The organism is Flavobacterium rhamnosi (assembly GCF_048286515.1).
In the GTDB taxonomy this organism is placed as follows: Bacteria; Bacteroidota; Bacteroidia; order Flavobacteriales; family Flavobacteriaceae; genus Flavobacterium.
Genome location: NZ_JBLVPS010000010.1, coordinates 78,041 through 100,727 on the forward strand (window position 1 = coordinate 78,041; position 22,687 = coordinate 100,727).

Sequence of the window (22,687 nt, forward strand, 5' to 3'; positions counted from 1 at the left end):
ATGAAAAAAAATAATTTCATAATCTTAAACGTTCTGTTAGCTAGCGTTGTTATTTCGTGCAACAACAAAAAACTCATAGAAGTTGTCGAAGTTCCACTGCCAACAGCTCAGGAAAAGACATCCTTGGGAATCCCAGATGATGTTAAGGCAAATGAAGGTGCTTTTCAATTGGAAAAACTACCTTATCCTTATGATGCACTTGCACCACATATTTCGGCCACTACTATGGAAATGCATTATTCAAAACACTATCTGACATACACTAATAATTTGAATAGTGCCCTAGCTGGAACACTATTAGAAAACTTAACCATTGAAGAAGTATTGTCAAAATTAGATCTAAATGATGCTAGCATTAGAAACAATGCAGGCGGTTATTACAATCACACTTTATATTGGCAATGTATGGCTCCTAAAGGCGGTGGTCTGCCTCAAGATATTTTAGCCGAAACTATTACAACAGATTTTGGCTCATTTGAAAACTTTGCAACAGTATTCAAAAATGAAGCTACAAAACAATTTGGCTCTGGGTGGGTATGGCTTGTGGTCGATAAAACTGGAAAACTCCAAGTAACCAGTACCCCGAATCAAGATAATCCTTTAATGCAAAGTGCACTTATTCCCGGAACTCCAATATTAGCTTTAGACGTTTGGGAACACGCTTATTATTTAGATTACCAATACCGAAGAAAAAATTATATAGATGCCTTTTTTAACGTAATCAATTGGAAGAAAGTAGCTGAAAATTATGATGCAGCAATAAGAAAATAATTTTCCAGCTTTATATCCAAAAAACAAAAAAACTGTCCAAAAAAAATATTTTTTTGGACAGTTTTTTTTATAAAGATTAGGTAGCCTTTTCAGGCCGGATCATTAGCAAGACCGTTTCCTACAAGAGGCAACTTCATTTTTATAATTGATAGATAAATGATTCCGAAGGTGCAATAGTGATCTGGGCTTTTCCTTCCCCATTCAGAACCTTTAATTGAACGGTTTTCTTATTATACAACTGATCGTTCATACTATAATTACCGTCTTTCAAATTCCATTTTTTGATAATGTCCGAAGGAATTTTCAACTCAAAACTACTGGTTGTAAGCCAAGAAAAATTAGTAACTATTACTAATTTTTGAGTATCGGACCAACGGGTGAAAGCATAAATTCCTGAATCATATTTCTCAGTTTCCAAACGATTTAGCGTTTGAATTTCCTGGAATTTCCCCATTAAAGCAGAACTATTAAGAGAGAAATTTAATAATCGCTTATAAAAATCACGCAACTCTTTTTCGCTTTGAGTCAGTTGACCACCATCAAATTTCCCCCCATTCATCCATCGCTGATGGTTTGGAACTCCAATGTAATCGAAGATTGAAGTTCTGGAATGCCTACCAAATCCTGCATTTTCATTCCCAGCCTCTCCTACCTCCTGACCAAAATAAATCATGGTAGGAGAAGAACTTATAGTTGCGGATACTACCATTAATGGTTTCCCTTTTTGAGGATTTCCGGCAAATTCCGGACTTGCCAAACGTTGTTCATCATGGTTATCCAAAAAATGCAGCATATGATGCTCAATATCTCTCATTCCGTTTTGAATATCCGATAGTGCATCCGGAAATGCTTTACCTTGAATAATATCTTTCAGTTTATCATATGTTTCTACCTTATCATATAAATAATCCATTTTCCCCAAACGAATGTAATTTCTATATTCTTTTGGATTATATACTTCGGCTAATAAAAAAGCATCTGGGTTATTTACTTTAATTGTTGAATTCATATAGCTCCAAAATTCATACGGTACCATTTCGGCCATATCAAATCTAAAACCATCAACCCCTTTGGCAGTCCAATAGATGGCGATATCTTTAAATTTTTTCCAAGAATCCGGTACTACTTTTCCTTTCCAAAAATCATAATGCTCTCGATATGATTTGGTATCAAATCCCACAGGAAGTTCTGGAAAATCTTTCGATCCATCAGGGCGGATTCCGTAATTTACTTTTACGGTTTCATACCAGTCGTTACGATCTGGTTTTGCCATACGAGAGCCGTTACCGGTCCATTTAGCAGGTTTTTCATCAAATTTTCCGTCAACTAATGGACTTTCTTCTCCATTCAATGGCTTTTCACCGTTAGGCACTTCAAAATGGGTATTTGGGATATAATAGAAATTATTATCCCTTTTATATTCGACAGTTACATCATCATTAGCACCAAAATCTTTAACTCCAACCGGATTACTTTTACCTTCGTACTTACGTGCAATATGATTGGGAACAATATCAATAATGACCTTTAATCCCGCTTTATGCGTTCGAGAAATTAAAGCTTCAAATTCTTGTAATCGATTCACCGGATTTACGGCTAAATCTGGATTTACATTGTAATAATCCTTTACGGCATAAGGTGAGCCTGCTCTTCCTTTTACCACTTCGGGATCATCATTAGAAATTCCAATTGCGGTATAATCCCGTATTAAAGCATGATGCGGAACTCCTGTATACCAGATATAAGTAACTCCCAAATCCTTTATTTCATGCAATGCCTTATCCGTAAAATCATTAAACTTCCCTACTCCATTTTCCTCAATAGTCCCCCAAGGTTTATTATTAGTATTTTTATTTCCGAACAATCGGGTAAAAACCTGGTACACAACTTCTTTTTTATTTGAGACTGACTCTTTCTGTTCATTCATTTTTAAATCTTTCGTTTTACAAGCCGTAGCCAAGAGCGCTAGGCTAATTCCGGCAACAATAATTATGTTCTTTGTCATATAAAATTATTTTGCTGATCTTATTATTATTTATGATATTCTAAATCAATTTTTAAATTTAATATATTTTTGACTAGGGACGCGACTATCGTTTGAAATTAATAAAGATACAGTTTTGAAAAAGCATACTACAACGAAAGAGTCCCATTATTTGTTGATAACTTTAAAAAATAATAGTATAGGAATTTTACGCCATTTCATGGAACTATAAATAAATCCTAATATAGATTATGGTTGTTTCCTTTTTCATAAATTTGACAAAAATTAAATCCATTGAAGAAATCTCAATTTTTCATTCGTTATTGTTTACTATTGCTTTGTACTAATTTGGCTTTGGCACAAGCACCCAAAAAAATTGTTGTCGAACAATCTGATTTCGCAGATGTAAATCAAGCGGAAATGCCTGATGCGTTATTACTCACCGGAAATGTTCGTGTCAACCATGATGGAGTAGTTTTAACGTGTAACAAAGCTTACTATTTTCAAAAAGAAAATTACATTAAGGCATTTGGAAACGTACAATTAGTTCAGGGAGATACTTTATTTTTAAACAGTAAATATGCGGAATACAATGGAAATGTAAAAAAAGCATTTGCCACAGGAAACGCAGTTATGAGTTCACCAGATGCCACTTTGGCTACCGACACTATCAATTTTGACAGAAACAGCCAGGAGGTATTTTACAATTCACCGGGAACAATCGTAAATAAAGACAATACTTTAAAGAGTAAGTCGGGAAAATACTATGTGGCACAAAAAAAATTCCAGTTTCTGACGGCGGTTACCATCACAAATCCAACCTATACAATAAAAACAAATCATTTGGATTACTTCAGTAATTCAGGACACTCCTATCTTTTTGGACCTTCTACAATCACCAGTAAAGCCAATTATATTTATACTGAAAAAGGATTTTATGATACCAAAAAAAATCTAGCCCATTTCCTCAATAAATCGTATATCAGATATGATGATCGGGTTATAAAAGGTGACAGTTTGTATTATGACCGAAACAGAGAATTTGCATCGGCAACACGGAATGTCAAAATAACGGATTCCATCAATCGTGGAATTGTTAAAGGAAATTATGCTGAAATATACAAAAAGCAGGATTCTATGTTTGTAACCAAAAGAGCCGTTGCAGTAAACTTTGTCGAAAATGACTCGGTTTACATTCATGGCAAAAAATTAATGGTTACAGGTAAAGAAGGGGATCGTATTATTAGGGCGTTCAACAATGTACGATTTTACAAAACAGACATGAGTGGTAAATGCGATTCGATACATTCGAGTTCAAAAACAGCCCTAACAAAACTGATCAGAAATCCAATACTTTGGAATGGAGAAAATCAAATCACTGGCGACATTATGCATCTTATTGGAAATAACAACACTAAAGAGCTCGATTCGCTTAAAGTCCTCAACAATACGTTCCTGGTCTCAAAAGACACGCTGGGAACAGGCTACAATCAAGTTAAAGGGCAAAATCTCTATGGCAAGTTTATAGAAGGAAAATTGCACGAGGTTGATATTATAAAAAATGCGGAGGTCATTTATTACATGCGAAACGACGCCAAAGAACTCATTGGAATTAACAAAAATGTCAGCAGCAAGATCAATATCATTTTTGATAAAAATGCGATAGAAACTATCACCTTTTTCAAGCAAGTAGACGGCGATATTTATCCAGAAAAAGATTTACCTGAAAATGCGCGAAAACTCCGAGGATTACTTTGGCGTGGCGATGAAAGGATAAAATCCAAAGACGATATTTTTCCTCCGGAAGAAAATGAAGACAATGAAAAACTAGCCAAAGAAACCAAAGCTGAGGAGAATAAGAAAGATGTTCCAATGAAAATCCGAAAGGAGACATTGAACTACGACAAGAAGAAAGGGAAGAAATAGATTGAAAGTTTCAGCTAGTAGATTTCTTATAACAGATTAAACAAATTAACATTGAATAGCGATTTCTTAAAATACCAGGCACAAACTTCACCTTATCCATTAGGAATGGAAGTCTCGCATGCGATAGGCTCTTATATATACGATTCCAATAACAAAAAATATTTAGATTTCGTAGCCGGAGTTTCCGCCTGCGCACTGGGACATCAACACCCGAGAGTCAATCAGGCCATCAAAGATCAGTTAGACAAATATTCACACGTAATGGTGTATGGTGAATATTCACAAAGTCCGGCGGTTCAATATTGCAAGCTTTTAGCTTCACTCCTGCCCGCACCTCTAGATAAGACCTATTTGGTCAATTCAGGAACAGAAGCTATTGAAGGCGCCTTAAAACTGGCCCGAAGAACCACCGGAAGAAGCCAATTGATATCGTGTCACAATGCCTATCATGGCAATACTATGGGCTCAATGAGTGTGATGGGTTTTGAAGAACGCAAACAAATTTTTCGTCCCTTGATTCCTGATGTTGATTTTATCACGTTTAATAACGAAGAAGATCTACAAAAAATAACGACTAAAACTGCAGGAATCATTCTGGAAACCATTCAGGGAGGTGCAGGATTTATACAACCTCATAACGATTTTCTCAAAAAAGTACGGCAACGCTGCACTGAAGTGGGAGCGATTATGATTCTAGATGAAATACAGCCTGGATTTGGAAGAACCGGAAAACTTTTTGGTTTCCAAAATTACGATGTCATCCCTGACATTGTGGTTATGGGAAAAGGAATGGGTGGCGGAATGCCGGTTGGTGCTTTTACTGCTTCATCGGCAATGATGGATTTATTGAGTCATGATCCAAAACTGGGACACATTACTACTTTTGGAGGCCACCCTGTCATTGCGTCAGCCTGTTTGGCAACTTTGCAGGAAATTACTGAGACCAATCTCATGGCTGAGGCGATGGAAAAAGAAAAACTATTCAGATCACTTTTGGTACATCCTTTGATAGTAGAAATACGAGGAAAAGGATTAATGCTGGCAGCAATGACCAAAAGTGCCGATATAACAAACGAAGTGATTCTCAAATGTCAAGACAAAGGACTCATTTTATTCTGGCTACTGTTTGAAGGTTGCGCAATTAGAATTACACCTCCACTAACCATTTCCAATGCGGAAATACGTGAAGGCTGTTCAATAATACTTGAAGTAATGAATGAAATTTTGAAAAAGAATATTTAAATAACGCAGTTGAGAGCTATTTCCTGCTTTCGTTGCGCTCTTTCCTGACCTGAACGAGCTTCAGAACCTGAAAACAAATTCAGGCCAGCAAAAGAATTTACACTACTATCAGAGCTATGGCACCAGTATTAACCAAAGCTATTTTTTGTTAATTAAATTGTTCACAACAATTCTAGCTTTCCCTCACATTACAAGTACGATTACCTAAATTTATTTAGGCCAAATTAAAAACACACAGTATGCAATTAAGCAACGAAGAAGAAGACTATAACTTATCCTTGTCTAAATTTGAGTCCATGTTGAAAACCAACAAAGTGCTCTTTTTTGACTCCGAAGAATTTGAAGAAATTATTCTTCATTATCTCGATATGGGTAAGGCCGCTTTGGCAAAGAAAGCACTCAAACTGGCATTGGAACAACATCCAAAATCTACCGGACTAAAATTGGTCCAGGTGGAAATGCTAGTCTATGATGACAAACTCGAATTAGCCGAAAAGCTATTGAATGAGTTGTATGCCATCGAACCTACTAATGAAGAAATTTACATTCAAAAAGCCAATATTTGTTCCAAAAGAGATCAACATGAAAAGGCAGTTGAATTATTAAAAATAGCTTTAAAATATACCGATGATTACGCTGACGTCTATAATTTAATAGGAATGGAATATCTTTTTATGGACAATCTTGAAATGGCAAAAGATAGCTTTATCAAGTGTTTAGAAGAGGACCTGGAAGACCAGTCAGCCCTGTATAACGTTGTGTATTGTTTTGAGTTTTTGGATCAAAACCAAGAAGCAATTACCTATTTGAATAAATACATTGACAAAAACCCATATAGTGAAATTGCCTGGCATCAACTAGGACGTTTGCATTATGGTGTAAAAGAGTATGAAAATGCAATTCGTGCCTTTGATTATGCTACTTTAATCGATGATGAATTCCTTGGAGCTTTTATGGAAAAAGCCAAAGCGTACGAACGATTAAAAAAATACGCGGAAGCCATAGAAAGCTATAGTAGAACCATAGAACTGGACGATGCGACTTCGTATGCTTTACTTCGAATGGGAAAATGCTACGAAAGACTTGGAAACAAAGTCTTAGCCTTAAAATATTTCAATAAAACCGTGCATGAAGATCCACTTTTAGACAAGGGATGGATTGCCATTACTGACTTTTACGTACGTCAAAAAAACTACCAAAAAGCATTGTTCTATGTCAACAAAGCACTAGCTATTGACAATCAAAATCGTCTGTACTGGAAGCGATATGCGACGATTAATAAACAAATGAACTTCTTTGAAGAAGCTGAATTTGGATATCGAAAAGCTGTAGAATTTGGTGATTACCAATTAGATACTTGGTTGTTCTGGGTAGACATTCTTCAATTTTTAGGAGAATTCGAAAGCGGCATTCAGACTTTATTGCAAGCGTCTGAATATTTTCCGGAAGAAAACGAAGTCGAGTACCGTTTGGCTGGATTGTATTTTATGATTTCACAAAATACGAAAGCAAAATTCCATTTGAGTAATGCCATGCGACTGAATTTTGACAATTATATCCTTATTGAAGATTTATTTCCAGTGGTTTGGGCAAAAAAAATGGTACAGAATTATATTGCAAAACATAAAAAATTATAATGGTTGACATAGTTAGAAAACGCTTTGGTTTATTAGGACGCAACATCAATTATTCTTTTTCGAAAGGATATTTTACCGATAAATTTAACAATGAAAACTTTACAGGTTGTACGTACGAAAATTTTGATATTCCCGAAATAGCAGCTTTTCCAGAGATTATAGGAAACACTTCGGATTTAACAGGATTAAATGTTACTATCCCTTACAAGGAAACCGTAATTCCATTTCTCGATAAATTATCTAAAAAAGCGGCACAAATTGGTGCCGTGAATACTATTAAAATAACGAAAAAAGGAAAACTGAAAGGCTACAATACGGACTATTATGGTTTCAAGAAATCATTAGAACCGCTGCTACAGCCCTATCATAAAAAAGCCTTGATTTTAGGCACAGGAGGCGCTTCTAAGGGAGTTGCTTTTGCTTTAGATGAATTGAATATTCCCTATACTTTTGTTTCCAGGGAAGCCAAAGAAAATGCTATTGATTACGACCGTGTCAACGCAACAACATTTGATAACTATCAAATCATAATAAACTCCACTCCAGTAGGAACAAGCCCTAATGTGGATGCGTTCCCATTGATTCCTTATGAGTTTTTCACGGACAAACATATTGCCTATGACTTGATTTATAATCCGGCTGAAACGCAATTCCTTAAAAAGGCAGCGGCTCAAGGGGCGCAAATCAAAAACGGATTGGATATGCTTATTTTTCAAGCAGAGAAAGCCTGGAAAATTTGGAATAAATAGAAAGATATTTCCTGAAAATAAATAATCGTCTTGTTTTGAAACAAGCTATACCAAATTAGTATAAAGCAGTTTTCCAACAAGACGATTTTCTTTTTAAAAAAAGTGACAACATTAGTAATACCCTGCAAGTGTTTTTCACTTTACTTAGTACAGCAACACTCAGTTCTATGAGAAAAGTAAGATCCCCCTTATGCTCCGGTCCAAAGTTTAAATACCAAAGAATAGCAATTAATGGAGTCGATAATAATAATAATTTTATTATTATTCATATTTTTAACTTCCCGAACATTTAATATAAGAAAAATCGTCTTACTAAAGGATTTTAATCTTCTTATCACAAAATATCAATACGACATTGTAAACATCCGACAAGTAGCACTAACAAATCAAAAATGTTTTGGATATACCCCTTTTTCAAACAGAGAAAGCACCGAAAACCGGAAATAAACAGTATCGAAACTTAATTTTCGTACAGCTATTCATGTAAGTAAAAAACGCATTGACAATCAACTATTTATAGATAAAAATATACCCTAAATGAAGTAAAAAAAATCATATTTAAAACCTCAAAATCCTAGTCAAGCTAACAATCTCATTCTTTTTCGCCCGTTTTTTACAGCTAACAAAGACAAAGCAAACAGCAGGAAATTGCTTCAAAAAAAACAATATTTTAACATAAAATGACTATAAATAAAGGAATTATTTTGTAATTTCATGCTCCTTTAGTACCTTTCGTGTTCGATAAAAAAACAAAACCCTTATACATTGAAAAAATGTTAGAAGAAAAAAATGACAACCTGCTTGAAGCAGATGGAAATTTAGAAAACAATTCAGTTGAATTAAGTCAATTCGACACTGAAGTTTTGGAAAAAACAGTATTGTCTGCACCGATTGATATGCCTGCAGAAGATAATGTTATTATCCCTTCTAATGAAGAATTGCCAGAAACTGCACCTGTTGCAGAGACTGCACCTGTAGCAGATACTGAAAATCAAACTGCAGTTGATGCAATTGCTGAAACAAATGCAGAAGAGAGCGAAGACGAAACGCTAAAAGAGCGTCACGACATTCCGATGCAAGATTATGATACATTGTCTCTTGAATCCTTGGTAGAAGAACTAAAAAGTTTAGTTTCCAGTGAAAAAGTGATGTCTGTAAAAGAACATATTGAAGAAATTAAGAAAGCGTTCTTAGCAAAATACAATCATCTTCTTGAAGAGAAAAAAGAGGAATTTCTTGCAGAAAACCAAGATTCTAATGAAGATTTTCAATACCACTCTCCGCTAAAAACACAATTTGACAAATATTACTCTCTTTTTAGAGATACTAAAAATACACATTTCAAAAGCTTACAAACGAATCTAAAAACCAATTTAGAAAATCGATTAGCTATTGTTGAGGAATTAAAAGAGTTAATCAATCCGCAGGAAAACATCAAGGACACGTTAAAACATTTTAATGATTTAAGAGAGCGTTGGAAAACTGCAGGACCAATTCCTAAAGATAAGTACAATCACGTTTGGAATAACTTCCATTTTCACGTTGAAAATTTCTATGACTATCTGCACCTTGACAGAGAAGCAAGGGACTTGGATTTCAAACATAATTTAGAGCAAAAACAAAAAATTGTCGCACGCGTTGAAGAATTGATAAAAGAAGCCGATATCAATAAAGCATTTAGAGAATTACAAGATTTACATCGAATTTGGAAGGAAGATATAGGGCCTGTTTCTAGAGAACATCGTGATGAGATTTGGAACAAGTTTAGTGATCTGACCAAACAAATGCATGATAAACGAGAAGTTTTGTTCGAAAATCAAAGAGGAACAGAACTTGAAAATTTAGCCAACAAAAAAGAAATTATCTCTAAAATCGAAGTTTTAGCTACTGAGAAAGTGAATGCCCATTCGCAATGGCTTACTCAAATAGAAAAAGTAGAAGCGTTGCGTACTGCTTTCTTCTCAGCCGGAAAAGTACCATCGGATGTAAATGAGGAAACTTGGGCAGGTTTTAAAACTGCTGTTAGAAATTTTAATTCTTTCAAAAATTCGTTTTACAAAGACATTAAAAAAGATCAAAACGATAATTTAAGCAAAAAAACGGCTCTTGTTGCTAAAGCGAAAGAATTACAAGAAAGTACTGATTTTGCTGTGACTACTCCAATCATGAAACAAATTCAGGATGAGTGGAAGCAAATAGGGCATGTACCTAGAAAATACTCCGATAAAATCTGGAAAGAGTTTAAAGATGCCTGTAATCATTATTTTGACAAATTAAAAGAGCAAAAAAATGAAGAAAACGGTGAAGAAGTAGAAGCTTTTGACAAGAAAAAAGCCTACTTAGAAACCTTGAGAGATTATCAATTGACCGGTGACCATAAAACCGATTTAGATGCTATAAAATTGCATATCGAAACGTGGAAAAACTTTGGAAAAGTTCCTTTCCCGAGAAGACATATTGAAGGAAAATTCAATAAAATCCTAGATGCTCTTTTCGAAAAATTGAGTTTGAGTAAAAAAGACACTGACATGATCCGTTTTGCTAACAGAATGGACAATTTATCAGAAAGCAATGATACTCGTAAACTGGACAATGAAAAAATATTCCTGATGCGTAAAATTGAAGAAGTTCAGAATGAAATTTTCCAATTGGAGAATAACATTCAGTTTTTCACAAACACAAGAAATGCTAAAAAAGAAAATTCCATTGTATTAGAAGTTCGTAAAAACATTGCTATTCATAAAGAAAGCCTTGATGTTTGGAAAGAAAAATTAAAACAATTGAGAAATTTGAAAATAGAATAATTTTCAACAATAGTTAAAAAAGCAAGCCTCGTTCTTAAATAGTTCGAGGTTTTTTTGTATAAAAGAGTATCAGGATTTAAAATTTTAACTTTCATTTATCAGAAAAAACTACTTAAAGTTAATCTCAAATTTTAAATTTGCACAATGAATTGGATTCAGAAATCTGCTATTTTTATTGGGCTTTCGTTGGTTCTTTTATTTGCTTTTAATGCAAACGAATCAGTCATAGCGAAAATCCATGTAGAAAAACCAGATTCTTCCTTTTCGGCGGACTCCATCCATTCTTCCGTTTTTATTCAACCTCAACTAAGTAGTCCCTTTGTTTTACATCATAAAACGATAGACTATACAATTGCGAAGTATTTTGAAAATTTTCTCATTGTAATTCCGGATCTTAAAGGTTGTACATTATTCACTCGTTTCGAGAAACAAGACATCAACCGATGTGAGATGGTTTCGCTCCTGCTCTTTCCTTTCCATTTTTTCTGGTGATTTAAAGCCTTGATTTTGCAGTAAAAGATAAAATTATCATTTGCTTCCCGAATTGATTCCATTTGGTTTTGGTTTCGACCCATCATGCTACATAAATAACTTAAAAAATAAAAAAATGGATACATCCGTAACTATAATAGGACTAATAATAACATTACTAATGGGAATTCCTCTTTTTTATGTCATTAGATCTAATTCGTTTAATAAAACAAAAATCAAAACAATAAAAACTAAATTCAGCCAGAACAATCACTTTAATTTTGAGTTAACAGAAACCCAAAACAAAAAAGTATTATCGTTGGACGAAAAAAATAAAGGATTCCTTTTAATGGATTTTAGTTCTAAAGAAGAGCTTGTTTCGTTTGTAAACTTAAATAATGTTCAATCTTCCAAATTGGTTCTTACAACTGAGAACACTACCGATACTATTCTAAAAATTGAATTTGAATTTCAATTCAAAGAGGGTAAAAAAACAGAATCCATCCTATTTTACAAAATCGAGAATGATCAAATTGGTCAAGTCTGTTTGTATGAGGACCATCAATTAGCAAAAAAATGGATTGAAATAATTGAAAATTGCATTTCCAGTTAACTACTAATTATTATTCGCTAAGAGGCTGTTCACTGACAGTCTCTTTTTTTTGAAATGCTTTTTTTAATATGATAAATATCATTTTAAATCTTTAGCCTTAATGTTACTTTTGAATACCGTTAAAAGACTTTACCATGAAAAATTCCTTAATTCAAAAGTACAATGTTCCTGGACCTAGATACACCAGTTATCCAACAGTTCCGTACTGGGATGAAACTGATTTTTCGGATAATATTTGGACCGAAACCCTGAAAAAAGCATTTACAAAAAGTAATACTTCACAGGGAATCAGTCTCTATATTCATTTGCCTTTTTGCGAAAGCTTATGTACTTTTTGTGGCTGTAACAAGCGTATCACAAAAAATCATGCCGTTGAAAATCGGTATATTGGTGCCGTTTTAAAAGAATGGGCTATCTATTGTAAAATCCTTGGAAAAAAACCAACTATCAAAGAAATTCATTTAGGCGGAGGGACTCCAACATTTTTCTCCCCTAAAAATTTAGAGGATTTAATAAACGGTATTTTGGGTCGCGCCAAGAAAGCAAAAAATTATGAATTTAGTTTTGAAGGTCATCCTAACAATACCTCTTATGAACACTTAAAGAAGCTCTACGATTTAGGTTTTAGGAGAGTTAGTTTTGGCGTTCAGGATTATTCAGAAAAAGTTCAAAAGGCAATTCATAGAGAACAGCCTTTTCACAATGTGGCAAAAGTTACTTTTTGGGCAAGAGAAATTGGTTATACATCAATTGGTCATGACATTATATTTGGATTACCATTTCAGGAAATTGAAGATATTATTGATACCATTGAGAAAACAAAATCATTACAGCCTGATAGATTGGCATTTTACAGCTATGCTCACGTTCCTTGGATTAAAGGAAATGGACAGCGCGGTTTTAAAGATGAGGATATTCCAAAAGATGACAAAAAACGATTGCTGTATGAAACAGGTAAAAAATTATTGTTTGAAAATGGCTATCAAGAAATAGGAATGGATCATTTTGCATTAAAAACCGATACTTTGTACGAAGCTTTTCAAAATGGCAAACTGCATCGCAATTTTATGGGGTATAGTTCCTCAAAAACACAACTAATGATCGGTTTAGGTGTTTCTTCCATCAGTGACAGTTGGTATAGTTTTGCTCAAAATGTAAAAGTATTGGAAGATTATTATCAAATATTAGAATGGAACAAACTACCCGTTTTTAGAGGGCATTTGTTAACGGATGAGGATCTTATCATTAGAAAACACATTCTGAATTTAATGTGCCAATTCGAAACTTCCTGGAAAAACGAAGAAGGCTATTTTACTGAAATTCCCGACGTTTTAATACAACTGAAAGAAATGGAAAATGATGGATTAATTAGCATTGAAGACAACAGTATTCAGGTGACAGAAAAGGGTAAACCTTATGTACGCAATATTTGCATGGCGTTTGATTTACGTTTAAAAAGAAAAGCCCCGGAAACCGAATTATTCTCAATGACAATCTAATCAAACGAATTTCTAAAAAAGCATGCTTTGCATAAAAACTAATGACAATTCGGATCCGCCTGAACAAACAAACTTATATTGGATGGGGAAATGTAAGGAATCCCTAATCCCAATCCTCTTAAAATAAACAGCACCCCAATAATAACAGCAACGTAAGGAATTGCTTTTTGGACTCTGTTTCGAATAGGCAACGTCAAAAATGAATTGATATAAACAACACTGCTCATCATAGGAACAGTTCCTAAACCGAATACTATCATATATAGCCCACCCATACTTTCACTCTGCATGGCAATCGCCCCAAACAAGGCAACATAAACCATTCCACAAGGTAAAAAGCCATTGAGTAAACCAATAGTGAATAGTGATTTATAACTCTTATTTCTAAACTGACTTCCTAATGCTGTTTTTATTCTGGAGATTAATCTAAAAACTGGTTTTGAAAAATTATACTTGGTAAAAATTTTCTCTGGAGTTAAAACTACTATAATCATGGAAATACCAATAAATATCGATAAGTTTTGTTGTACACCAGCCATAGAAAAGCCCTTTCCAAGTAGTCCAAAAACAAAACCGATTGTGGCGTAAGCTGCCAATCTTCCTAAATGATAAGTACAAATTTGAGCGACTTTCTTAGCCTTATTGTTTCTATCAACTGGCAACATCATAGCAATAGGACCACACATACCAATGCAGTGAAAACTACTTATTAAACCGAAAACAAAGGCAGTATAAAGCATTTTTTTTTAGATAACAGACCGATAGACAACAGACGAAAAATAGTTTTACCGATAGACAATTTAGTTACCTAAATAAATAGTGTCTAACTTCTTTTCGTCTATTATCCATTATCTTTTAATTTATATATATAGTTTCTTTAGACAAGTACGATTTTCCCTCATACTGCCATTCCATATTAATGTCCCAACGACCGCCTGCCAAACTTTTTTTAGGTATGAGTAAAGTAAGATTAGATAGCGAAATTGGAACTTCAAAATCTAATTTTTTATTAGACGGTCTGTAAAGGGACACTTTTCCTTTAATACTTTTGGGAATAAATTCATCCGGAAATACAATTATAATTCCGTCTGAAGTATTCTTTATTCTTGGCTTTTGAACCAAATTTTGTACGTTTTGAATTCGTTCCATTTCATCTCCAAAATGAGCATCATGCTTATAATATTCCTCTACAACCAGCTCATTGTCATATTTTGAATCCGATTGTACCGTAAAAACAAAATATAGAATGAAGGTTATAAACAAACCAAAAGCAATGACGATTCCCGTTCCCCAGTTAATTTTCATGATATTCTATTTATAAATTCTAAAGCTGTAGCAATGCTAATCAAAACTTCGTGGACTCAAAAAACTTGTTGTGCTGGTTTGAATTTTTTCATCGCCATTATACACGTCAATTTTCAATTTTGTTTTATCACTATCCAATAAATTTTTATTGATTTCAACAAACAATGTTCCTCCATTCATCCCTTGTTTTGGCACTTGTAAAGCTTGTTTTCCAACTACTTTTAAAGTTCCTTTTATACCTACTAATTTGAAATGAATTGCATTAAAATCATTATTGGTTTTATTAATAATTTTAAAAGTATAAACATTACTGATATTATCCCCTTTGTGTTGGAACAATTGCCCTGGCAATCTCAAAATACTAGCTTCAACATCCGAACGTAAAAACAACAATCCAATTAAAATTCCCGTCAAAATGGCCAATATTGCGGTATATCCTTTCATTCTTGGGGTGAACTCGAACTTTAGTTTTTTCTCGATTTCATCTTCTGAAGCATAACGAATAAGTCCTCGCGGCAATCCGACATTGTCCATAATAGTATCACATTCATCAATACAGGCGGTACAATTAATGCATTCCATTTGGGTCCCGTTACGAATATCAATTCCAGTTGGACAAACGTTTACACATTGTTTACAATCAATACAATCTCCTTTTCCTGTTATGGTTCTATCCTCTTGCTTGAATTTAGCCCTGCCAAGTTCTTTTTCTCCTCTAACAAAATCATAGGCAACATTTATCGATTTATCATCTAACAAAACGCCTTGTAATCTCCCGTAAGGACAGGCAATAATACAAACCTGTTCTCTAAACCAGGCAAAAATAAAATAAAAAACTCCGGTAAAAATAAACAATGAGACTAAAGTACTTACATGGTTTTCCGGTCCTTCTTCAATCATTAAAAACAACTTATCGCTACTGATAAGATAGGCAAGAAAGACATTGGCAATAAAAAAAGAAATGATTAGAAATATTGACCACTTGAAACCTTTTTTTCTAATTTTTTCTGCATTCCATTCTTGTTTTTCCAATCGAATCTGAGCACCACGGTCGCCTTCAATCCAATATTCAATTCTTCTGAAAACCATTTCTAAAAAGATGGTCTGCGGGCAAATCCATCCGCAAAAGATACGTCCAAAAATTACCGTAAAAAGGATGACGAAAACCACGCCAATAATCATAAAAAGAACGAAAAGATAAATATCTTGGGGCCAAAATGGAAATCCAAAAATATTGAACCTCCTTTCCAGTATATTGAACATCATAAACTGATTCCCATTAATCTTTATAAAGGGATTGGCAACAAGAACAATCAGTAAAAAATAACTGACCCATTTTCTATAATCGTAAAACTTTCCTGAAGGTTTTTTGGGGAAGATAAATTTTCTATTTCCTTCTTCATCAATCGTTCCGATAGTATCTCTAAAAGCTTCATCTGGTAATTTTGACATTTTTTTTTATTTTAAACACAAATTCCATTCGTTTACAAAAAAGCTAAATAAAATTTGAGTTTTACTTTTTATTTAACTGCAACAGGCACATTTTCATCCACCCAAATTTCACCTTCGGGTGCTTTCGGATCTACGGGATTACTTCCTTTCAATGATATTATATAACTGGCCACTTTTTGCATTTCTTTTGGTTTTAGGGTCCCTTTCCAAGATATCATTCCCTTTCCATCTCTTCCTCCATTCACCAAAGTATGGAATATATTTTTTATTCCACCACCCAAAATCCATTCATCATCCGTTAAGTTTGGCCCAATTTGTCCTCCTCCATCTGCCCTGTGACAGGCAGCACAATTCGTTGTGAAAATTTCTTTCCCTTCAGCTAGATCTGCAGGTTCTGTTGACAAGGTAACTGTCTTTTCATCCATTAAATCGGGAGCCGTTTTCATATATTCAGCAATATCAATTTTGGCTTGAGCAACTTCTTTTTTAAGCTCAACTTCCTGATTATCGGCACCTAAAACATCGTATCGTACGACATAAACAACACCAAAAAGGATACAAGCATAGAATAAATACACCCACCATGTAGGCAAATTGTTATCTAACTCTTTGATGCCGTCGTAATCATGCTCCAATAACAATTGATCTTCATTCTCTAATGAATCTGATCTGCGCAACCATTTCATTAGATTTTTGTACCATTCGCTATCTTTGAAGCCTAACACCTTTGCGGAATCTATCTTTAATTTCTGTTCTTCTGTCAATAAACTATAGGAAATAGTGTCGACTGCAGCCAATGTGATTTCTATCGCTATCAGCAAAAAAAGAAATACGAATAAGAAGATAGAAACCATCGGAAATTTTATAAAAGCAGGTCTATCTCCTGAGTCAATAAAATATTCCATTGCCATCAATACAGTAAAGAAAATAACAGGTACTCTAACGTATACTGGAATTAATTTTTTCATTTTCTAAATTTTAAAAAATTATACTATTTAATTATCTTTTAATGGAATTTGACTCAATTCATTAATCGTTTCTTTCTTATAGGAAAACACCCAGAGGCCGAGACCTACAAAAAAGATAAAGAAAATTAATAATGATAAGATGGGATATATCGCCACACCTTCAATAGTTTCCATATTGTGTTTTATTTGTTCGAACATGACTTTTATTTTTTAGCGGTATCTTTTACTTTAATATCGGTTCCAAGTCTTTGCATATAGGCAATCATCGCTACAATTTCTCTTTCGTTCATCGGAACAAATTTTTCTCCTCTTGCCGCTGCTTTTTTCTTGCTTTCATCATAGCTTTTCACAAAGTCAGGATCATTTTTCAAGCTTTCTTCAATTGCAATAGCTTGTTTTCTTAAATCATCCAAACCACTTGCAACTTGAGCATCAGTATACGGTACACCAAGAGTAACCATAGCCTGCATTTTCTTTTGTGTTAAAGAAATATCCATTGGTTTATTGGCAAACAACCATTTGTAACCTGGCATAATTGAACCTGCCGATATACTTTGTGGATTCCAAAAATGGTTAAAATGCCAGTTGTCATTGTATTTTGCTCCAACTCTTAGTAAATCTGGTCCCGTACGTTTTGAACCCCAAAGAAATGGATGATCATATACGAATTCACCGGCTTTAGATTGTGGTCCATAGCGTTCTACTTCACTACGGAAAGGACGAACAGACTGAGAGTGACAACCAACGCAGCCTTCACGAATGTATAAATCACGACCTTCTAATTCTAGTGGAGAGTAAGGTTTTACACTTGCAATTGTTGGAATATTTGATTTAACCATAATCGTTGGTACAATTTGAATTACACCTCCAATTAAAATTGCAACAGTTGCCAAAATAGTTAACTGAATAGGTTTTCTTTCTAACCAAGGGTGAAATTTCTCTCCTTTTACCCTTCCCGCGCTAATTTTCAATAATTCAGGAGCCTCTGCTAATTCGTCTTCAATTTTAGAACCAAATCTTACTGTTTGAATAATGTTATAAACTAAAGTAAACATTCCAATTAAATAAAGGGTTCCTCCAATAGCTCTCATCCAATACATTGGCATAATCTGAGTTACTGTTTCAAGAAAGTTACCGTAGGTTAAAGTTCCGTCTGGGTTAAACTGTTTCCACATAGATGCTTGTAAAAAACCGGCAACATACATCGGAATCGTATATAATATAATACCTAAAGTTCCTATCCAAAAGTGAAAATTAGCTAATTTAAGAGAATACAAACTGCTTTTGGTCATTCTGGGAACCAACCAATATATCATACCAAAAGCCATAAATCCATTCCAAGCCAATGCACCAACGTGAACGTGGGCAATAATCCAGTCCGTGTAATGCGCTATAGCATTTACATTTTTTAAAGACAACATCGGTCCTTCAAAAGTTGCCATTCCGTAACCGGTAATTGCTACTACAAAGAATTTCAAAACCGGATCTACACGTACTTTATCCCAAACTCCTCTTAACGTTAATAGCCCGTTTATCATACCACCCCAAGATGGAGCAATCAACATAATAGAAAAAGCAACTCCTAGATTTTGCGCCCAGTTAGGCAAGGCAGAATACAATAAATGGTGTGGTCCTGCCCAGATATAGATAAAAATCAACGACCAAAAGTGAACAATTGATAATCGATAAGAATATACCGGACGATTCGCCGCCTTTGGAATAAAGTAATACATCAATCCCAAAAAAGGTGTTGTTAAGAAAAACGCAACTGCATTATGACCATACCACCATTGCACTAAAGCGTCTTGTACTCCTGCATAAACAGAATAACTTTTCATCCCGGAAACTGGTAATGATAAACTATTGAAAATATGCAAAACTGCTACTGTAACGAAGGTGGCCAGATAAAACCAAATCGCAACATATAAATGACGCTCCCTGCGTTTTAAAATGGTTCCAATCATATTAACACCAAAAACAACCCAAATTAATGCTATTGCAATATCTATTGGCCATTCTAATTCGGCATACTCTTTTGAGGAACTGTACCCCAATGGTAAGGATATTGCTGCTGCAACAATAATTAATTGCCAGCCCCAAAAATTAAGATTACTCAAAAAGTCACTGAACATTCTGGCTTTCAACAACCGCTGCAAAGAGTAATAAATCCCGGCAAACATTGCATTTCCAACGAAAGCAAAAATAACTGCATTCGTGTGCAAAGGTCTTAATCTGCCATAACTCAACCACGAAATACCATCAGTTATATTTGGAAAAAGAAACATAATGGCTAGTGTGAGCCCCACTAGCATTCCTACTACTCCGAAGACTATTGTCGCGTAAATGAATTTTTTTACAATTTTGTTGTCATAATAAAACTGCTGCATTTCCATAATTAAATTTGTTTTTAATTTTAAATTTTATAGGCCCTAATTTAGATTCCAAGTATCCAATTAGTTTTTATCTTGTTTTTTAACGCTTCCTTCTTTTTTTGTTGATTTCAAAAGCTCATCGTCAAAAAGCATTCTGACAGATGGTGTATAATCGTCGTCATACTGACCCGTTTTCACTGCTCTTATAAAAGCAATAAAAAAACCAATGGCAACCAATATGCTTATGGAAATTAATAAATAAATAACACTCATACTTTTTGATTTATGTTAACAAAATTACCTTGATGCACTGTAGAAAAATATGACAATTATCATACTTCCAACATTTGTTGAATGTATTTGAAAAAAACACAAAAAACTTATATATTATTATTTCTTATTTGCATAATAACTACTTACCGTAGTAACAAAACTTACGATAGTAATCGTACTCAGAGGCATTATAATAGCTGCAACCAGAGGCAATAAATTCCCTGTAATAGCAAATGATAGTCCTACTACGTTGTATAATAAAGACAAAACAAAACTCATTTTGATTGTCGTAATAGAATTCTTGGACAATTTCAAGAAATAGTTCAATTTTCGAAATTCATTGGCATCCAAAATAGCATCACATGCTGGTGAAAAAACATTCACATTCTCGGAAATTGAAATACCAACATTACTTTGTGCCAAGGCACCCGCATCATTCAGTCCATCCCCCACCATCATCACGTTTTTACCTTTTTCCTGCAGTTTTTTAATAAATTCTAATTTTTCCTCCGGTTTCTGATTGAAAAGGAGTTCGGTTCCCTTAGGTAATAATTTTTCCAAAGTTGACCTTTCCCCTTCATTATCCCCAGACAGAACCTTAATTTGGTACGTACTGCTTAAATCCTTAAAAAGCACTTCTAAACCTTCTCTATATTGATTATTAAAAATAAATTTTCCGTAATAAACGCTATTTATCTTTATATGAACAGCAGTTTGTTTACTATCATTTTCTTCTGTTTTTTCTACAAATGCAGCGGAACCAATTTGAATTTGATATCCAAAAATCTGAGCCTGAATTCCCTTTCCAGTAATTTCCTCAAAAGTATCAACTTTTAACTTTTTGGTTTCCTTTGCAGCTCTATCTTGCAAAATGGGTACTGGTAAATAATCGTACAACATTCTACTCAGCGGATGATTCGAAGCCCGAAGCACATTTTTAATTAGCAACATATTTTCATCTGAAAGCACATCACCTTGATACGATATATTCGATTTTTTATTGGTGGTAATAGTACCCGTTTTATCAAAAACAATGGTGTCAACTTTAGCCAATTGCTCAATAACTAAAGCATTTTTGAGATAGAATTTCTGTCTACCTAAAATTCGCAATACGTTCCCAAAAGTGAATGGTGCCGTTAATGCCAAAGCACATGGACATGCAACAATAAGTACTGCTGTAAATACATTGAATGCTGTATTGGCATCAATAAAAATCCAGTATCCAAATCCTGCAAAAGCAATCAGTAATAAAATAGGAGTAAAATAACGACTAATGCTATCGGTTATGGTTTTGTGCTTTTGCTCCACATTTTTTTGGAAAACATCATTACTCCACAATTGCGTCAAATAGCTTTGTGAAACCGAATGTAAAACCTCCATTTCAATTACTTTACCGATTTGTTTCCCACCTGCAAATACTTTATCTCCGGATTGTTTCGTAATGGGAACCGCTTCACCTGTTACAAAACTATAGTCTATGGCTGCTTTATCGGAAATTAAAATCCCATCAACAGGAATAAGTTCTTGATTTCTAATAAGTAATCGATCCCCTTTTTCCACTTCATAGATAGCAATACTTTCCTCTGAAGCATCCGTATTAATTTTAGTAATTGCTATTGGAAAATACGATTTAAAATCCCTTTCAAAACTCAAAAAACTATACGTTTTGATTTGGAACATTTTACCTAAAAGCATAAAGAAAATCAATCCTGTTAAACTATCGAAGAAACCAGATCCGTAATCCATGATGATATCAAATGTACTTCGTACAAACATCACAACAATTCCCAGAGCAATAGGAATATCGATATTCAACATTCTAGTTTTGATGCTTTTATAGGCTGAGATATAGTAACCACTGGCCGAGTAAAAGAAACTTGGTAGCGCTAAAGCAAAAATTAATCCTCTAAAAAAGCCACGATATTGATCCAGCCAATATTCTTTTACTTCGAAATATTCAGGAAAAGAAAGTAACATGATATTTCCAAAACAAAAGAAAGCAACACCTAATTTATACGTTAAACTTCTATCAACATCGTTACTGCCCGTTTCGTAGTTTTCTAAACTGATGTAGGGTTCGTACCCAATAGAACTCAACAAATAAACAATCGATTTAATAGAAACCTCTTCCGGATTGAATGTTATTCGGACTCTCTTTTCAGGAAAATTAACCTGAGAAGTACTTATTCCTTTTTGAAGACGTTGTAAATTTTCCAAAATCCAAATACACGAACTACAATGAATATGTGGAATATTAAGTGAAATAATAGCGGTTGAATTTTCTTGAAATTCCAAAAGTTTAGAAACAATACTTTCATTATCTAAAAAATCATATTTACCATTAATATCTTGCGGGGTTGCTCCAGGGGATTTTTCAAAATCATAATAGCAGGTCAAATCATTGAGACTAAAAATTTCGTACACGGTTTTACAACCATTGCAACAAAAATTTCTGGCGTCAAAAATAATTTCATCTTCTTTTACAATATCTAAACCACAATGGAAACAGTTTTGTGTGTCCATAACTTTACTCATTTTACCTGAGACAAAGTTGCAAATAGATTAAGTTAATAAATATGACAATTGTCATAAAAATGTCTAATTTTGTTGAGTTATAAATA

18 protein-coding genes are annotated in these 22,687 nt (G+C 34.0%); 9 read left to right on the plus strand and 9 right to left on the minus strand.

Going from position 1 to position 22,687, the window contains the following annotated elements; translation table 11 throughout:
* Positions 1-771 (plus strand): superoxide dismutase, encoded by a 771-nt coding sequence (locus tag ACNQGN_RS10060; protein ID WP_417987696.1) that lies wholly within the window; start codon positions 1-3, stop codon positions 769-771.
* Positions 772-910: 139 nt separating this feature from the next.
* On the opposite strand, the gene ACNQGN_RS10065 is transcribed toward ACNQGN_RS10060, so the two are convergent.
* On the minus strand, positions 911-2,776 hold the full coding sequence (locus ACNQGN_RS10065) for an alpha-amylase family protein (protein ID WP_417987697.1): 1,866 nt from the start codon (positions 2,774-2,776) through the stop codon (positions 911-913).
* 273 nt (positions 2,777-3,049) lie between these two features.
* On the opposite strand from ACNQGN_RS10065, the gene ACNQGN_RS10070 reads away from it, so the two are divergent.
* The 8 genes from ACNQGN_RS10070 (at position 3,050) to hemN (ending at position 13,696) form a co-directional block, all read left to right on the plus strand.
* Complete coding sequence (locus ACNQGN_RS10070) at positions 3,050-4,681, plus strand: OstA-like protein (protein WP_417987698.1); 1,632 nt, start codon at positions 3,050-3,052, stop codon at positions 4,679-4,681.
* A gap of 51 nt (positions 4,682-4,732) precedes the next feature.
* On the plus strand, positions 4,733-5,923 hold the full coding sequence (locus ACNQGN_RS10075; RefSeq protein WP_417987699.1) for an aspartate aminotransferase family protein: 1,191 nt from the start codon (positions 4,733-4,735) through the stop codon (positions 5,921-5,923).
* A 239-nt stretch (positions 5,924-6,162) separates the two neighbouring features.
* Positions 6,163-7,560, plus strand: coding sequence for a tetratricopeptide repeat protein (locus ACNQGN_RS10080; protein WP_417987700.1), 1,398 nt, complete (start codon positions 6,163-6,165; stop codon positions 7,558-7,560).
* Positions 7,560-8,309 carry a shikimate dehydrogenase family protein gene (locus ACNQGN_RS10085; protein WP_417987701.1) on the plus strand — a complete coding sequence of 250 codons (750 nt, stop codon included), beginning with the start codon at positions 7,560-7,562 and terminating at the stop codon, positions 8,307-8,309. Before ACNQGN_RS10080 ends, ACNQGN_RS10085 begins: the two co-directional genes overlap by 1 nt.
* A 773-nt stretch (positions 8,310-9,082) precedes the next feature.
* Positions 9,083-11,113: a DUF349 domain-containing protein gene (locus tag ACNQGN_RS10090; protein ID WP_417987702.1), complete on the plus strand. Its 2,031-nt coding sequence runs from the start codon at positions 9,083-9,085 to the stop codon at positions 11,111-11,113.
* 144 nt (positions 11,114-11,257) lie between these two features.
* A complete protein-coding gene (locus ACNQGN_RS10095; protein ID WP_417987703.1) occupies positions 11,258-11,605 on the plus strand; it encodes a hypothetical protein in 348 nt (115 codons plus the stop codon).
* A gap of 115 nt (positions 11,606-11,720) precedes the next feature.
* Positions 11,721-12,197, plus strand: coding sequence for a hypothetical protein (locus ACNQGN_RS10100; protein ID WP_417987704.1), 477 nt, complete (start codon positions 11,721-11,723; stop codon positions 12,195-12,197).
* A gap of 134 nt (positions 12,198-12,331) precedes the next feature.
* Positions 12,332-13,696: an oxygen-independent coproporphyrinogen III oxidase gene (hemN, locus tag ACNQGN_RS10105; protein WP_417987705.1), complete on the plus strand. Its 1,365-nt coding sequence runs from the start codon at positions 12,332-12,334 to the stop codon at positions 13,694-13,696.
* A gap of 38 nt (positions 13,697-13,734) precedes the next feature.
* On the opposite strand, the gene ACNQGN_RS10110 is transcribed toward hemN, so the two are convergent.
* The 8 genes from ACNQGN_RS10110 to ACNQGN_RS10145 form a co-directional block, all read right to left on the minus strand.
* On the minus strand, positions 13,735-14,436 hold the full coding sequence (locus tag ACNQGN_RS10110; RefSeq protein WP_417987706.1) for a sulfite exporter TauE/SafE family protein: 702 nt from the start codon (positions 14,434-14,436) through the stop codon (positions 13,735-13,737).
* 115 nt (positions 14,437-14,551) lie between these two features.
* On the minus strand, positions 14,552-15,001 hold the full coding sequence (locus ACNQGN_RS10115) for a FixH family protein (protein ID WP_417987707.1): 450 nt from the start codon (positions 14,999-15,001) through the stop codon (positions 14,552-14,554).
* Positions 15,002-15,037: 36 nt separating this feature from the next.
* Entirely contained in the window at positions 15,038-16,453 is a 1,416-nt protein-coding gene (gene ccoG, locus ACNQGN_RS10120; protein ID WP_417987708.1) for a cytochrome c oxidase accessory protein CcoG, read from the minus strand.
* A 68-nt stretch (positions 16,454-16,521) separates the two neighbouring features.
* Entirely contained in the window at positions 16,522-17,421 is a 900-nt protein-coding gene (locus ACNQGN_RS10125) for a cbb3-type cytochrome c oxidase N-terminal domain-containing protein (RefSeq protein ID WP_417987709.1), read from the minus strand.
* Between the two features lie 27 nt (positions 17,422-17,448).
* Positions 17,449-17,619 carry a CcoQ/FixQ family Cbb3-type cytochrome c oxidase assembly chaperone gene (locus ACNQGN_RS10130; RefSeq protein WP_417987710.1) on the minus strand — a complete coding sequence of 57 codons (171 nt, stop codon included), beginning with the start codon at positions 17,617-17,619 and terminating at the stop codon, positions 17,449-17,451.
* Between the two features lie 5 nt (positions 17,620-17,624).
* Positions 17,625-19,814 (minus strand): cytochrome-c oxidase, cbb3-type subunit I, encoded by a 2,190-nt coding sequence (gene ccoN / locus ACNQGN_RS10135; protein WP_417987711.1) that lies wholly within the window; start codon positions 19,812-19,814, stop codon positions 17,625-17,627.
* Positions 19,815-19,874: 60 nt separating this feature from the next.
* A complete protein-coding gene (gene ccoS / locus ACNQGN_RS10140; RefSeq protein WP_417987712.1) occupies positions 19,875-20,066 on the minus strand; it encodes a cbb3-type cytochrome oxidase assembly protein CcoS in 192 nt (63 codons plus the stop codon).
* Positions 20,067-20,183: 117 nt separating this feature from the next.
* A complete protein-coding gene (locus ACNQGN_RS10145; protein WP_417987713.1) occupies positions 20,184-22,589 on the minus strand; it encodes a heavy metal translocating P-type ATPase in 2,406 nt (801 codons plus the stop codon).
* Between the last annotated feature and the right edge of the window lie 98 nt (positions 22,590-22,687).

What these genes read in the sequence shown, in the direction of transcription:
- ACNQGN_RS10060 (WP_417987696.1), top strand. Translation starts at nt 1, where the DNA reads ATGAAAAAAAATAATTTCATAATCTTAAACGTTCTGTTAGCTAGCGTT.
- ACNQGN_RS10065 (WP_417987697.1), bottom strand. Translation starts at nt 2,776, where the DNA reads ATGACAAAGAACATAATTATTGTTGCCGGAATTAGCCTAGCGCTCTTG.
- ACNQGN_RS10080 (WP_417987700.1), top strand. Translation starts at nt 6,163, where the DNA reads ATGCAATTAAGCAACGAAGAAGAAGACTATAACTTATCCTTGTCTAAA.
- ACNQGN_RS10085 (WP_417987701.1), top strand. Translation starts at nt 7,560, where the DNA reads ATGGTTGACATAGTTAGAAAACGCTTTGGTTTATTAGGACGCAACATC.
- ACNQGN_RS10090 (WP_417987702.1), top strand. Translation starts at nt 9,083, where the DNA reads ATGTTAGAAGAAAAAAATGACAACCTGCTTGAAGCAGATGGAAATTTA.
- ACNQGN_RS10095 (WP_417987703.1), top strand. Translation starts at nt 11,258, where the DNA reads ATGAATTGGATTCAGAAATCTGCTATTTTTATTGGGCTTTCGTTGGTT.
- ACNQGN_RS10100 (WP_417987704.1), top strand. Translation starts at nt 11,721, where the DNA reads ATGGATACATCCGTAACTATAATAGGACTAATAATAACATTACTAATG.
- hemN (WP_417987705.1), top strand. Translation starts at nt 12,332, where the DNA reads ATGAAAAATTCCTTAATTCAAAAGTACAATGTTCCTGGACCTAGATAC.
- ACNQGN_RS10110 (WP_417987706.1), bottom strand. Translation starts at nt 14,436, where the DNA reads ATGCTTTATACTGCCTTTGTTTTCGGTTTAATAAGTAGTTTTCACTGC.
- ACNQGN_RS10115 (WP_417987707.1), bottom strand. Translation starts at nt 15,001, where the DNA reads ATGAAAATTAACTGGGGAACGGGAATCGTCATTGCTTTTGGTTTGTTT.
- ccoG (WP_417987708.1), bottom strand. Translation starts at nt 16,453, where the DNA reads ATGTCAAAATTACCAGATGAAGCTTTTAGAGATACTATCGGAACGATT.
- ACNQGN_RS10125 (WP_417987709.1), bottom strand. Translation starts at nt 17,421, where the DNA reads ATGAAAAAATTAATTCCAGTATACGTTAGAGTACCTGTTATTTTCTTT.
- ACNQGN_RS10130 (WP_417987710.1), bottom strand. Translation starts at nt 17,619, where the DNA reads ATGTTCGAACAAATAAAACACAATATGGAAACTATTGAAGGTGTGGCG.
- ccoN (WP_417987711.1), bottom strand. Translation starts at nt 19,814, where the DNA reads ATGGAAATGCAGCAGTTTTATTATGACAACAAAATTGTAAAAAAATTC.
- ccoS (WP_417987712.1), bottom strand. Translation starts at nt 20,066, where the DNA reads ATGAGTGTTATTTATTTATTAATTTCCATAAGCATATTGGTTGCCATT.
- ACNQGN_RS10145 (WP_417987713.1), bottom strand. Translation starts at nt 22,589, where the DNA reads ATGGACACACAAAACTGTTTCCATTGTGGTTTAGATATTGTAAAAGAA.